The organism is Listeria aquatica FSL S10-1188, assembly GCF_000525795.1.
Classification (GTDB): domain Bacteria; phylum Bacillota; class Bacilli; order Lactobacillales; family Listeriaceae; genus Listeria; species Listeria aquatica.
Window position 1 is genome coordinate 138,834 of sequence record NZ_AOCG01000012.1, and the last position, 14,687, is coordinate 153,520.

Sequence of the window (14,687 nt, forward strand, 5' to 3'; positions counted from 1 at the left end):
TTTTGAGTCAAAGCGTCAATATTCAAGATGAGATGATTCCCTATCAAATTAAACAAGTAGCTAAACAAATGCTCCGCGAAACGGCAATAGTAAAAGAACAGGACAACTATTTTTTTTGAAGACGGTGAGCGAGTCGAAAAGTATGGAGAACATTTATTTGACTGTACCTGTTCCGCCCATAAATACGGAGAACGGGTCTGTAAACACATTTATGCTGCTTTTTTGAAGGATGAAGAGTTCAAGCATGAAATAAAAAAAACAAAGCCTGAGAGCTCGAATTCTGGAGCAAGAATCGGAAACACTGCTTTCGCTTTTTAAAACAAATTCTGAACAACGTTTTGAAGGAGAAGTTGCGACGAGTCGCGAACTTTTGAACATTCAATTTATCATCAAAGTTTTTCCAGAAAATCAGATGAACCGACTAGCTTTAGAATTAAAAGTTGGTCCAGAACGGGTTTATGTAGTGAAACAAATCGGGAGCTTTCTTGAAGCTATTAAAGAAGGACGCATTTTAGAATTTACAAGTCGATTTACTTATGACCCAAATGATTATGAATTTGATTCTGGTGACTGGTCGGTTTTGAAACAACTTACGCGAATCTATGAAGCTTCGAAGCTCTATGATACCGAACTGGATTCTTTTGCTCGAAACTACAGGGAAGACAAACGCCTTTTGATCCCACCAAATGAAGCGAAGCTACTTCTTGAACAAATTAGCGAGCGGTCAAGCTTATTCCAAATTGTAACGGAAAAAAATGATGTCACGATACAGTATCCTGAGTTTTTAGTAACTGAAGAAAACTTGGATTTTAGTTATCGTTTCATAGAAGTCGCAGAAGGCGAATACCAAATTGAGTTTGAGTCGTTACAACAAGCAATTTTTCTGGACTTATACCGAGCTGTTTTTCTAGATGGGACGGTACATTTTTTAAGCGAAAAAAAATTGGGAAGCGCTTGCGCCACTGAAAGAGTTTCAGCAAATTGCTAAAAGCGATATCATTCAGTTTCCTGAAAAAAAAACTAGGGGAAATGGTTTCCTATGTCCTTCCTGTCTTGCAAAAAAGTGGACGTGTAGAGATGGATGAAGAAATTGAAACAAGAATTGAGCAAGAGGAGCTTATTGCAGAGCTTTACATTACACCATTTGAAGCGGATAAGCACCAGCTGCAGCTCATTTACAGGTACGGGAGTCAGAGTTTTGATCCTTTTCAAACTGAAGAGCTTGAAGCGCGAGGTCGCCAAGTGATTTTGCGTGATATTGAGAAAGAAAACTATATCATGCATTTAATCGAGAATTCTCCGATTTTGTTTTCCGCTGATCGGATGGTACTTCAAGCAGATGACGAGAAACTTTATCAATTTTATTACCGAGTGATTCCTAAACTTAAAAAATTGGTTACAGTTCATATGGCGGAGGAACTGGAAGAAATGATTCAAAAACAAGTCGAAGCAGTTACTTCCTTTGATTTAACGAAAGATAGCGGCTTGCTTTCCATTTCATTTGATTTTGAAGGAATCCCAGAGGATGAAATTCAAGATGTGCTGGTTTCGTTAAAAGAGAAAAAAGCCTTTCATCGCTTGAAGAACGGTCGTTTCCTCTCGCTTGAAGACAAAGCTTACCGAGAAATGGCTCGCATGATTGAATTCCTAGATTTGCGAAAGAATGCGTTAAAATCAACGGTTCAAGTTCCTGTATATCGAGGAATTCAGCTTTATGAGACCTTTTCTAAGGATCAAAAGTTGCATAGTCAATTTAGTCGAAACTACAATGAGTTGTTAGAAACCATTCAACATGAAAAAGAAACTCACTTTGATTTACCAAAAGGATTGAAGGCTTCTTTACGTGATTATCAAGTGACGGGATTTAACTGGATGAAGTCTCTTTCAAAATATGGCCTTGGAGGCATTTTAGCGGACGATATGGGACTTGGAAAAACGATCCAAACGATTACGTATTTGCTTTCTGAGCTAGAAGAAAAAGAACAGCTTGCTCCGATTCTCATCGTGACGCCTGCTTCACTTCTATACAATTGGCTGAATGAGTTCCGCAATTTTGCCCCACAAGTTCCAGTTACGATTATCCAAGGAAACAAAGAAAAGCGTGAAAAACAAATTGAGCAAATTGAAAGGAATCAAGTTTATTTAATTTCTTATCCCACTTTGCGGCAAGATCAAGATTTTTTTTCAAACCAAACAGTTTCATACGGTTATTTTGGATGAGTCACAAAACATTAAGAATTACGCTACAAAGGCTTCGCAAGCAGTTCGCTCCATCCAAGCACGGACACATTTTGCACTTAGTGGAACGCCGCTTGAAAATTCGACAGATGAACTTTGGGCGGTATTTCAAACGATTATGCCTGGTTTTTTCCCGCCGCTTCGCAAATTTAAGGATTTAAAACATGAACGAGTAGCTGAACTGATACGTCCGTTCTTGCTTCGCCGCTTAAAACAAGAGGTTGTGAAAGAACTTCCGGAAAAAATCGAAACGAATCTGTATTCAGAGTTAACGACTGAGCAGAAAAGCTTGTATCTTGCATATTTAGAACGAATTCAAGAAGATCTAGCTCGTTCATCGCTTACAAGTGGGGCAGAACGGATCAAGCTCCTAGCTGGACTCACTCGCTTACGGCAGATCTGCTGTGATCCCCGAATGTTTGATGCAAACTATATCGGGGAATCTAGTAAGTTGAATCAGTTGATGGATACAGTCCGTGCTGCGAATGAAAATGGTCAGCGTATTTTAATTTTTTCTCAGTTCACTTCTATGTTGAAGTTGATTGGGAAGGAGCTTCAAAAAGATGGGCTAGATTTCTTTTATCTGGATGGGAAAACTTCTAGTAAGTCAAGAGTTGAGATGGCTGATGCTTTTAATGAAGGCGAAAAAGATTTATTTTTAATCTCATTAAAAGCTGGTGGAACGGGTCTTAATTTAACCGGCGCAGATACTGTCATTTTATTTGACCTTTGGTGGAATCCAGCAATTGAGGAGCAGGCAGCTAGCCGAGCTCATCGCATCGGCCAAAAACGAGTGGTTCAAGTGATTCGTTTGATTACGAAAGGGACAATTGAAGAAAAAATTTATGACTTACAGAAAACAAAACAAGCATTAGTCGATCAGTTGATTAAACCAGGTGAGCAATTTCTACATCAACTTTCGACCGATGAAATTAAGGCGATTTTAGATATGAACGAGGAGGGACTCTGATGAAAAAATGGGAAGTGTTTGAAACAGAGACAGAAGCAGAAGCAAAGACGAAAATTGAACAGTTAATAAAAGATGGCTATTCCAAAGAAGATCTATCAGTGTTAGCTAAACAAAAAAAAGGTTAGCCGTGAAGTAGCAGAAGATACGGATACGGACATTGAACGACCAGTGAATGAAGAAGCGTTTGGTGCTATTTCAGGGATTTTACAGTCATTAAGTGGCGGACTTGTGATCCCGCAAGTGTACCGGCCAGATGGGGGCTCTCTTTATGCAGCGGGGCCTTTTGCAAAATGGTTCTCAAGAACGGATGATAAATCTGTTACAAGGCTCTTAGAGGACTTTGATTTGACTGAACAACAGATAGCAGATTTTGTACAAGGACTTGAAGCTGGTAAAATTTTGATTTTGGCCAGATAAATGGATACCTAGTGAAAAACCGACAGAAAACTGTCGGTTTTTTTGAAAGAAAAAGCACTTTTTTATAAGAAAAAGTTATTAAAAAGAAAAAGGTTTATCCTAGTTTACTTATCGATTGGATTCCAGTACAATGAAAAAGAGAGCGCTTCGATTAAGGAGGAGACGAAGATGACGAACTGGAAAGAAAAAGCCAAAACATCCTTTGAGTTGGATGGAGAAACGATTTATTATTATGATTTGAAAGTACTTGAAGAAAATCCAAATGTGAAAATTAACCGATTGCCGTATTCCATTCGAGTGTTACTGGAATCTGTTTTACGTCAAAATGATGGGCGAGTGTTAACGGATCAGCATGTTGAAAACCTTGCAAACTGGTCAAAAAATCCGCAAGAAAATCACGGAGACGTTCCTTTTAAACCGGCACGTGTTATTTTGCAGGATTTCACTGGAGTTCCAGCGGTAGTTGATTTGGCGTCACTTCGAAAAGCGATGCACGATATGGGCGGTGATCCCGAAAAAATCAATCCAGAAATTCCAGTGGATCTCGTAGTCGATCACTCTGTTCAAGTCGATAGTTATGCTAATCCTGAAGCTTTAAAGATCAATATGGAACTTGAGTTTAAACGCAATATGGAACGGTATCAGTTTTTAAATTGGGCACAAAAGGCATTTGACAATTATCGCGCAGTTCCTCCAGCGACGGGGATTGTCCACCAAGTCAATTTGGAATATCTTGCAAGCGTTGTGCTGAAAAAAGAAACCGAGGGTGAGATTACAGCATATCCCGATAGTTTGGTTGGAACGGATAGTCATACAACGATGATCAACGGGCTTGGCGTCTTAGGATGGGGCGTTGGTGGTATTGAAGCAGAAGCGGGCATGCTTGGTCAACCATCTTATTTTGCTATTCCTGAAGTGATTGGTGTGCGTTTAACTGGAGAGCTTCCAAACGGTGCAACAGCAACTGATTTTGCGCTAAAAGTGACCCAAGTTTTACGGGAGAAAAAAGTAGTGGGTAAGTTTGTTGAATTCTTTGGTCCAGGCGTCTCTTCATTGCCGCTAGCTGATCGTGCAACCGTTGCGAATATGGCACCTGAATACGGAGCAACTTGCGGCTTTTTCCCTGTTGATCAGGATTCGCTTGATTATTTACGACTGACGGGTAGAAGTGAAGCGCAAATCAAGCTTGTAGAAGAATATCTCAAGACCAATCACTTGTTTTTTACTTCCGAAGACCCTGAATACACTGAAATCGTTGAGATTAATCTTGCTGAAATTGAGGCGAATTTATCTGGACCGAAACGTCCACAAGATTTAATTCCGCTTTCAAAAATGAAACAAACCTTTGAAGATTCGATTACGAAACCAGCTGGAAATCGAGGCTTTGGTCTTGAACCTAGTGAATTTGATAAACAAGTGAAAGTGGTTTACGGTAATGGTGACGAATCAATCATGCGGACAGGAGCTGTTGCGATAGCCGCAATCACAAGTTGTACGAATACATCTAATCCATACGTCATGCTTTCAGCAGGGCTTGTTGCGAAGCGTGCAGTAGAGTTAGGACTTGAAGTACCTAAATATGTAAAAACTTCTTTAGCGCCAGGTTCAAAGGTTGTGACGGGATATTTAGAAAAAGCAGCGCTTCTACCTTATTTAGAAAAACTTGGCTTTGATTTAGTAGGTTATGGCTGTACGACTTGCATTGGGAACTCTGGGCCTTTAAAAGAAGAAATCGAACAAGCGATTTTAGATAATGACTTGCTTGTTTCAGCTGTTTTAAGTGGGAATCGGAATTTCGAAGGACGAATCCACGCGTTAGTAAAAGCGAATTTTCTCGCTTCTCCTCCTCTTGTCGTGGCTTATGCACTGGCAGGAACAACGGATATTGACTTGGAAAATGAGGCAATTGGGCGAGGAAACGACGGAAAAGAATATTATTTGAAAGACATTTGGCCGTCATCTGCTGAAGTGAAGGCGCTTGTGAAAGAAACTGTCACACCAGAACTTTTCCGTGAACAGTATGCCCATGTATTTGATGATAACTCAACATGGAATGCAATCGAAACAACAGACGAACCACTTTATAGTTGGGACGAGGCATCGACGTATATTGCTAACCCGCCATTTTTTGAATATCTATCAAAAGAGCCTGGTCTTGTTGAACCACTTTCAGGTCTTCGGGTCATTGGAAAGTTTGGCGATTCTGTGACAACAGACCACATCTCACCAGCGGGAGCGATTGGAAAGGATACGCCGGCAGGAAAATTCTTGCGTGAACGGGGCGTCGCGATTCGCGATTTCAATTCCTATGGCTCAAGACGGGGACATCACGATGTCATGATGCGCGGGACCTTTGCTAATATTCGAATTAAAAATCAAATTGCTGAGGGAACAGAAGGCGGCTATACAACTTATTTCCCAACAGAAGAAGTCATGTCCATTTACGATGCGGCTCAAAAATATGCAGAAACTGGTACGGGGCTTGTCATCTTAGCAGGCGATGATTATGGAATGGGCTCTTCACGTGACTGGGCAGCAAAAGGAACAAACTTGCTTGGCATTAAGACTGTGATTGCCAAAAGCTATGAACGGATCCACAGGTCGAACCTTGTCATGATGGGTGTTTTGCCTCTACAATTTATGGCAGGCGAGAGTGCAGAAACACTTGGTCTGACTGGACGTGAAACAATCTCTGTCGAAGTGGGAGAATCAGTTGAGCCAAAAAGCCTAGTCAAGGTGACAGCAGTTTCAGAAGACGGTTCGTTTAAAACTTTTGATGCGATCGTACGGTTTGATTCTGAAGTAGAAATTGATTACTATCGCAATGGTGGAATTTTACCGATGGTCTTGCGTGAAAAATTAAGTTGATTTAAAAAAGAAGGCAGTTTACGGGTAACGACTGCCTTCTTTTTGACTTGTAAAAAGAGAACGAATGTTCTATAATAAATGATATGTTAACGAAAGCGAGAATTGAAATGAAAAAAAAGTACTTGGCAGATTATTGTAGTCGTAGCTTTTGGTGTGTTTCTTGCAAGCGTTTGTCTTTTCTTTAGTGTGAATTTACATTTAAATCGTTTTTTACTATTACTTTTTATTGCTATAAGTTTGACAATTGGCATTACGGAGCGACGCAGTGGACGTCTGCTTTTTTTGCTTGTGTGGTTTTTTTTGTGGCGGCTTTTATGAGTACATATTATATTTTAATTCATTAGTGAAAGGGAGCGGTAGGAGTGGAAGAAGAAACAGGCTGTAACTGGGCAAAAAGCAGTGAACGTGAACAACAATATCATGATGAAGAATGGTGTGTTCCAAGTTATGACGATCGCTATTTATTTGAAATGTTGAATTTAGAGGGGGCACAAGCTGGGCTTTCATGGCGAACTATTTTAAATAAACGGGAAGCGTACAAAAGAGCGTTTGCTCATTTTGACATCGAAAAGTGTGCGAACCTTTCGGAAGAAGAATTGGAAGAACTACGTCACGATGAAGGAATAATTCGCAATCGTTTAAAAATCCAAGCTGTTAAAACGAATGCCCAGGCAGCGCTTAAAGTTCAAGCGGAGTTCGGGTCATTGTCTTCCTATATTTGGCACTTTACAAGTCACAAACGGGTGATTCACCAGTTTGAAAGCGAAGCAGATATGCCAGCACAAGATGAACTATCTGAGCGAGTAAGTCGCGATATGAAAAAACGAGGCTTTAAATTTGTTGGACCCGTTATTATTTATTCGTATCTGCAGGCTGTTGGAGTGCTAGACGATCACGTTCTTTCCTGCCCGCTGCATAGTTTAAATCAAGTCTAAAAAAGAGGAAACCTGCGAATGGTCTCCTCTCGTTTTTTAATTAACTTAAAGCGACATCTCGCTTTTTAAAGATATAAAAGGTAAATCCAAGAATAACAATGATATAAGCAAATAATGTAAGTATCACTTGCCACATTGCAAGACCGCCAGCAACTTCATTTCCAAGAGCCATTGAGTTCAGTTGGAAGAGGTTAAAGATTAGCCATTTCAACCAGTCATATTTAGCAATGGCAAGCGGAAGAAAGGTAGCGATGATATTTCCTGAAAATAAAGCTCCAATCCCAACCCCGACGGCGAGTGCTTGTGAACGAACAACGGAAGAGAATAGAAAAGCAATACTCAAGAAAGTGAGCATTAAGACAAAATTTGTTCCAGTTAGTTTTAGAGCCATTTCATATGCGTTAAGTGAACCGGTCGCTGGAGCGAGCGGTAAGCTGTATGACTCGCTACCAAGCATAAGTGAAAAGAGCAAGGAGGACACGAATAGTACAATACTTGAAATTACTGCATAAATAATACAAATGATCAGTTTCGATGCAAGAACTTGTGAACGAGAATAAGGTCGAGTTAGAAGCAATTTGATTGTTCCACCAGAAAACTCAGAGGCGACAATGGTACTCGCTATGATAACAACTAAAATTGTTGCAATACTAGCTTCTTGAGCTAAACTTCCGAAAAATTGGGCACCATCTGGTCCTCCAGCGGATTCAAGAGGTGTTTTTCCTTTATCGGCATAAACTTGATAGTAATCAATTTGCCGCTGAAGCTCTTCCTTAGTTTGTTTATCAGTGACTGCTTTCTTTTGCATTTTCAAAGCGGCTACAGAATCTTTTGGCGAAAGTACTTTTGTTTGAATTTGCTTTGCTTTTTCACTATCGTTTTTAGCGATACTATTATATTGATCTTCAGAAATGGGCTGACCAGAAGCATCAAAATGCTGAGTAACGCCACGAGGAGCTTCTCCTGAACCCTCAGAGGTATTGATCGTTTTATTGACAAAGAATAGTAGCAGTGCCATTAAGAAAACCATGAGAACGAGAACAAGTTGCATGATCCAACTGGATTTACGAAGCAATAATTTCTGCCATTCATTTTTTATTAAGTTCATTTAGTTTCTCCCCCGTTCGTCAATGCTAAGAAGCGATCTTCAAGTGAAACATGGACTTTTGCAAGCTCCAAAATATCAATATTAGCTTTTACCAGTGAGCGGGCAATTTCAGGAACGAAATCACTAGCAAGTTCTAGCGTCAACTGCTGCTCTACTTGTGCCTTTATTTCAATATCAAGAGATTCTAATACTAACTTAGCAGCCTCGGGATCCGAAACTTCTAGCTGAATCGTTACTTTTGCTTCTTTTTCAAGTTCATGCATGCTTTCAATGTGTGTGAGCTTGCCATGATTGATAATAGCAAAGCGATCTGTAATTTGCTGAATCTCACTTAATAAATGACTCGAAATCAAAACAGAAGTCCCATTTTGTGCAAGTGACCGAATTAGTTCACGAAATTCGCGCATTCCTTGTGGATCGAGACCATTTGTTGGTTCGTCAAGAATTAATAAATCTGGCTCATGAATAAGTGCTTGGGCAAGTCCAAGCCGTTGCCGCATTCCTAGTGAATAAGTTTTTACCTTATTGTGAATAGCATGACTGAGCTTGACTTGTTCCACTATTTCCACGAAACGCTCTTGTGGGATATCTTTGCGACTCATTCGCGCAAATTGCTTTAAGTTGTTAAAACCAGACATATACATATAAAATTCTGGATTTTCGATAATCGCTCCGACATTTTTTATGGCATCTTTAAAATTTTCATCGACATTGACACCACTGATGTGCACCTCGCCACTTGTTTTTTTGATTAATCGAACAATGGAACGAATAATGGTTGTTTTTCCAGCACCATTTGGGCCGAGTAAACCAAAAACTTCCCCTTTTCGAACGTCAAAGCTAATGTTATGTACAATTTCTTTTTGCCCAATTTTTTTTGAGACATTGTCTAGTTGTAATACTGTTTCCGTCATTTTCTCACTCCTTCAGACAATTATTAATCAATCTATTTTATTATAACTAACATCAAAGAATCAGGCATTAAGCCTGAGGTTGATTTTATCTACTACTTGAGTATGAGAAAAACCCCTCCTTCAAACGAAAGAGGGGAGAGCTCTCTTACTTTACAACTTAAACACCTTGGTAAGCTTTGATATAGATATCTTTTAGTTCGCTTACAAGTGGTTGTTTTGGATTGGCAGTTGTACATTGATCCATAAATGCCCGATCAGCAAGTGTGTCAACGACCGTGTCAAAGTCTTTTTTCGCCACGTTTTGTCCTTTAAGACTCATATCAATACCAACATCTTTTCCTAGCTTGATAACTGCATCTATAAGGGACTCCACACCTTCTTTAGTTGTATTTGCTTTTAGCCCGATGATTCTTGCAATTCGTGCATAATCTTCATCTGCTTTAAAGCTTTCATATTTAGGGAATAGAGCATGTTTTCTTGGCTTTTCAGCATTATACCGGATAACATGTGGCATTAAAATTGCATTGGCACGACCATGCGGAATGTGGAATTCAGGCCCAATCTTGTGAGCTAAACTATGATTGATCCCTAAGAAAGCATTGGCAAATGCCATTCCTGCAAGGGCAGAAGCGTTGTGCATTTTTTCGCGTGCATCTTCATCGCCAGTAAGCACAGAGTCACGTAGATTTTCAAAAACAAGTTCAATAGCGCGGATAGAAAGACCTCTTGTATAGTCGCTCGCCATGACTGAAACATAAGACTCAATTGCATGTGTTAGTACATCCATTCCAGTATCAGCAGTGATGTGTGCTGGAACAGTGGTTACATATTGACTATCGACAATGGCTACATCCGGTGTTAATTCATAGTCTGCAAGCGGATATTTAATGTTGTTTTCTTTATCAGTGATGACTGCGAACGGCGTTACTTCAGACCCCGTACCACTGGTTGTTGGAATAGCAACAAATTTAGCTTTTTCACCTAATTTTGGATATTTGAAAGTCCGTTTGCGAATATCCAAGAATTTTTGCTTAAGTCCAAAGAATGAAGCTTCCGGATGTTCATAGAAAAGCCACATTCCTTTTGCAGCATCCATCGCAGAACCGCCACCAAGCGCGATGATACAATCTGGTTTGAAGTCTTTCATCATTTCAGCACCTTTATAGACAGTTACATCGGAAGGATCAGGCTCAACATCAGCGAAGACTTGGCAGGCTACTTCGTTTTGGCGACGATTTAAGTGATCGATTACGACATCCACATATTTAAATTCAACCATTCCAGGGTCCGTTACAATGAAAACTCGATTTACATCTTCCATTTTTTGTAAATATTGAGTGGAATATTTTTCAAAGAAAATTTTAGGTGGAAGCTTGAACCATTGCATATTATTTCTCCGATCTGCGATTCGTTTAACATTTAGAAGGTTAGTGGCACTAACATTTTGAGAAACGGAATTTTTTCCATAAGACCCACATCCTAGGGTTAGTGATGGAATAAATCCATTATAGATATCACCAATCCCGCCTTGTGCAGAAGGTGCGTTCACAATGATACGGCAAGCTTCATACGCAGACCAAATGCTTTTTGAGCTTCTTTATCTGTTGAATGAATAACGGCAGAGTGTCCTAAACCACCAAATTCAAGCATTTCTTCAGCACGGTCAAATGCTTCTTTTTGCCCTTTTGCTTCAATAAAAGCAAGAACTGGACTAAGTTTTTCATGAGAAAGAGGGTAATTTTTTCCGACCCCTTTAATTTCTGCAATTAAAATTTTAGTAGTTTCTGGAACTTTAAATCCAGCTTGCTCAGCAATCCAAGCAGGGGATTTTCCAACTACATTTGGATTAAGCGAACCCGTTTCAGGATGAATGACATAACTTTCTAATTTTTTAAATTCAGTTCCTTTTACAAAATAACAATCATTAGCAAGAAACTCTTCTTTGACCGCTTTCACGATTTCTTTATCAACAATGACAGCTTGTTCAGATGCACAAATCATACCCTGGTCAAAAGATTTGGATAAAATAATATCGTTTACGGCACGTTTGATTTTAGCCGTTTTATCAATGTAAGCAGGAACGTTACCAGGACCAACGCCGAGTGCGGGTTTTCCTGTTGAATAAGCAGATTTCACCATGCCAGCACCACCAGTTGCAAGCACAAGAGCAACTTGATCGTGATTCATCAATTGTTTTGTCGCTTCAATTGCAGGCTTTTCAATCCACTGCACACAGTGTTTGGGTGCGCCAGCTTTTACAGCAGCTTCATAAACAACTCGTGCAGCTTCAGCCGAACAGTTTTGTGCACTTGGATGGAAAGCAAAGATGATAGGATTTCTGGTTTTAATCGCAATAATGGCTTTAAATAGAGTGGTAGAAGTCGGATTCGTTACAGGTGTGACGCCAGCGATAACTCCCACAGGCTCAGCGATTTCAATAACTCCATTTTGTTTATCTTCATTAATAATCCCAACTGTTTTATCATTTTTGATATTATTCCAAATATATTCAGTTGCAAAAATATTTTTAATACATTTATCTTCATATAAACCACGACCAGTTTCTTCAACCGCCATCTTCGCAAGCGACATATGCTGATCAAGTCCGGCAAGTGCCATGGCGTGAACAATATGGTCAATTTGTTCTTGAGTAAAGCTTTCGAATTCTTTGAGAGCATTTTGTCCATTAGTTGCAAGCTTATCAATCATTTTTTGAACTTCTAGAATTTCACGACTTGTTTCTTCTTTAATCGCCATTTTCTTTTCCTCCTAATCTTAGGGACTATTTTTGTCCTGGTTAGACATTTGTTGTCCCTGTTGCTCAAAAAAAATTGTGGCAGTCGACTTTGCCTCATTTCTTTTGATGTATTATCTTAATTACAAACATAGTATAACTTACCAAAAAAAGTTTGTAAATAGTTTCACGTGAAAACATTCACAAATAAACAGAATTTAAGTCGATAGAACTAAAAGAGAGGCCTTCGTTAGGTCTTTTATCCTTTTTGGTTTTCCAAGTTAGGATTGACCGAGAAAGGGTAGCTATGGTAAAGTTTCTAGTAATAAAGGAGAGGAAAAATGTGCAGGAAATGTATTTAAAACAAGCCAAAACGATTTCACTGATTATCGCCTTACTTTCACTTCTTCAGGCACTACTTGCCATCATCGGTTTTGTGTCAGTACTTTTGACCTTATCGGCTGTGAAAGTCTCGCAAACCATTATTCGAGAAGCACTCATCAATACATCTATCAATATCATTTGTTTTCTATTATTTGCTGTTTTATTTTTCGTTGTTTACAGACGACTTCGAAAGGGTGTCACAACAAGCATAATCGTTCAATTTCTATATATTGCTTACATGATTTTTTCCGTCATTTTAGGCATTGTAAATGGTGGCTTTTCTCTGCAAGGTGTGCTTGTGCCACTTATGCTTATTATTTTAGGAATTGCTTCTGCTTATTCGATAAAAAAAAGTTGAACGCCACTAAAAAGAGCAGCTTTTTCCTGTTCTTTTTTTAGTTCCTTCTTTTTTTTTTAAATCATTAAATGGTAAAGTAGACAAGAGATTATTTTAAATTAAAGTAAAGGAAGTTTAAGGATGGGTTCGAAATTACTTCGCGGAACATTTATCTTAACTCTCGGGACACTGATTTCTAAGGTGCTCGGGATTTTGTACGTTATCCCGTTTTATGCTATTATTGGCGGAGATAAACCGGCATTACTATATAACTTTGGCTATGTGCCATATCAACTTTTTTTTGAGTGTAGCAACAGCAGGAATTCCACTTGCCATTGCTAAATATATTGCCAAATATAATGCGATGGAAGAGTATAAAATCGGACGACGATTATTTAAAACAGGCGTTTACTTAATGATTCTTTCTGGTATCATTTGTTTTATCGCGATGTATTCTCTTGCACCTTTCCTTGCTAGTCTGCAACAATTAGAGGGAGGGTATAGTCTTGAAGATGGTATCCGAGTGATTCGTGCTGTGAGCTTCGCACTTCTTATTATTCCTGTAATGAGCTTATTGCGTGGTTTTTTCCAAGGATACAATTCAATGGGCCCCTCGGCTGTTTCGCAAGTTGTCGAGCAAATCGTTCGGATTGCTTTTTTACTTGGTAGCACATTTGTTGTTATGTATATTGTCAAAGGCTCGGTTGTGACAGCTATTAGTTTAGCTACATTTTCTGCATTCGTTGGAGCCCTTGCAAGTTTAGCTATTTTGATGTGGTATTTCACCAAACGAAAAAAAGGGACTCGATCAAATGCTTCTAGAAGACAGAGGAGAGCTTCGAGTATCCATTCCAACGCTTTACAAGCAAATTATTTTGTCAGCTATTCCTTTTATTATTGTCGGTTCTGCAACTTCGCTCTATCAGCTGATTGACCAATTTACACTTGGGCGTGTCCTGCAGTATATAGGGCTTTCCGCTCATAAAGTCAATAGCTATGTTGCGATTATTAACTTTGATATCCAGAAGCTTATTTTGATTCCAGGAACGCTTGCGATTGCTTTTTCAATGGCACTAGTTCCGCTTGTTACAGCCGCTTATGTTAGAAAAGAGCATGAACAAGTGAAACGTCAGTTAAATGATGTATTTCAAATCTTGTTGTTTCTAACGATTCCGGCATGTATTGGGATTACTTTACTAGCTCGTCCACTTTTTACTGTCTTTTTCCAAGCAAGCGATGCTGGAACAGCACTTTTACAGTTTTCCGCACCATTTGCGATTCTTTTTTCACTTTTCAGTGTAACAGCTGCCGTTTTACAAGGAATTGATGAGCAACGATTCACTGTGCTAGGTCTATTGTTAGGTTTACTCACAAAGTCCGTTTTACAAATGCCGCTTGTTATGTTGTTTGAAGCCAAAGGTTCTGTTCTAGCCACTGGGCTTGGGTATGCGGTTTCATGTATCTTTATGATTATGATTATTAAACGCTATGCACATTTTTTCTTTTTGCACTTATTGCAAGGCGTGTGACCTTATTTTCTTTTTTAACCTTGATTATGTCACTTGTTGTGGGTATTTTCTATTTCCCACTTGCACATATTTTAAGTCCGGACCACAAAATCACAGCGTTTTTCCTAATTCTTTTATGTGGAGGAGTCGGGGCCGTTACTTATGCGCTACTTGCCTTTAAACTACATCTTTCCGACAAATTGTTTGGACCAAGAGGAACACGTGTCCGTGAAAAACTGGGAATCAAATAAAAAAAGCTTTCGTGCCAAGGCAC

General features: G+C 39.2%; 5 protein-coding genes and 4 pseudogenes. 6 read left to right on the plus strand and 3 right to left on the minus strand.

What is annotated here, in order from left to right; translation table 11 throughout:
* The first annotated feature begins 2 nt into the window (after positions 1-2).
* The 4 genes and pseudogenes from MAQA_RS16645 to MAQA_RS09745 all read left to right on the plus strand — a co-directional run bounded on the left by MAQA_RS16645 (position 3) and on the right by MAQA_RS09745 (position 7,428).
* Positions 3-3,208, plus strand: a pseudogene (locus MAQA_RS16645) (DEAD/DEAH box helicase).
* Positions 3,208-3,625 (plus strand): annotated as a pseudogene (locus MAQA_RS16430) (general stress protein). The pseudogenes MAQA_RS16645 and MAQA_RS16430 overlap by 1 nt, the downstream one beginning before the upstream one ends.
* Before the next feature lie 168 nt (positions 3,626-3,793).
* On the plus strand, positions 3,794-6,493 hold the full coding sequence (acnA, locus tag MAQA_RS09740; protein WP_036073487.1) for an aconitate hydratase AcnA: 2,700 nt from the start codon (positions 3,794-3,796) through the stop codon (positions 6,491-6,493).
* A gap of 362 nt (positions 6,494-6,855) precedes the next feature.
* Positions 6,856-7,428, plus strand: coding sequence for a DNA-3-methyladenine glycosylase I (locus MAQA_RS09745; protein ID WP_036073490.1), 573 nt, complete (start codon positions 6,856-6,858; stop codon positions 7,426-7,428).
* 40 nt (positions 7,429-7,468) lie between these two features.
* Here the strand turns inward: MAQA_RS09745 and MAQA_RS09750 are convergent, their stop codons facing one another.
* From MAQA_RS09750 to adhE, 3 genes and pseudogenes are all read right to left on the minus strand, one after another.
* Entirely contained in the window at positions 7,469-8,536 is a 1,068-nt protein-coding gene (locus MAQA_RS09750) for an ABC transporter permease subunit (protein ID WP_036073492.1), read from the minus strand.
* Positions 8,533-9,450 (minus strand): ABC transporter ATP-binding protein, encoded by a 918-nt coding sequence (locus MAQA_RS09755; RefSeq protein WP_036073494.1) that lies wholly within the window; start codon positions 9,448-9,450, stop codon positions 8,533-8,535. The genes MAQA_RS09750 and MAQA_RS09755 overlap by 4 nt, the downstream gene beginning before the upstream one ends.
* 157 nt (positions 9,451-9,607) lie before the next feature.
* Positions 9,608-12,207 (minus strand): annotated as a pseudogene (gene adhE / locus MAQA_RS15715) (bifunctional acetaldehyde-CoA/alcohol dehydrogenase).
* Between the two features lie 329 nt (positions 12,208-12,536).
* Here adhE and MAQA_RS09765 point away from each other — a divergent pair.
* Positions 12,537-12,926: a hypothetical protein gene (locus MAQA_RS09765; protein WP_241463204.1), complete on the plus strand. Its 390-nt coding sequence runs from the start codon at positions 12,537-12,539 to the stop codon at positions 12,924-12,926.
* 120 nt (positions 12,927-13,046) lie between these two features.
* Positions 13,047-14,664, plus strand: a pseudogene (locus MAQA_RS09770) (putative polysaccharide biosynthesis protein).
* The last annotated feature ends 23 nt before the right edge of the window (positions 14,665-14,687 follow it).

Coding starts and splice junctions, on each gene's coding strand:
- MAQA_RS09765 (WP_241463204.1), top strand. CDS start 12,537: ATGTATTTAAAACAAGCCAAAACGATTTCACTGATTATCGCCTTACTT.
- MAQA_RS09750 (WP_036073492.1), bottom strand. CDS start 8,536: ATGAACTTAATAAAAAATGAATGGCAGAAATTATTGCTTCGTAAATCC.
- acnA (WP_036073487.1), top strand. CDS start 3,794: ATGACGAACTGGAAAGAAAAAGCCAAAACATCCTTTGAGTTGGATGGA.
- MAQA_RS09755 (WP_036073494.1), bottom strand. CDS start 9,450: ATGACGGAAACAGTATTACAACTAGACAATGTCTCAAAAAAAATTGGG.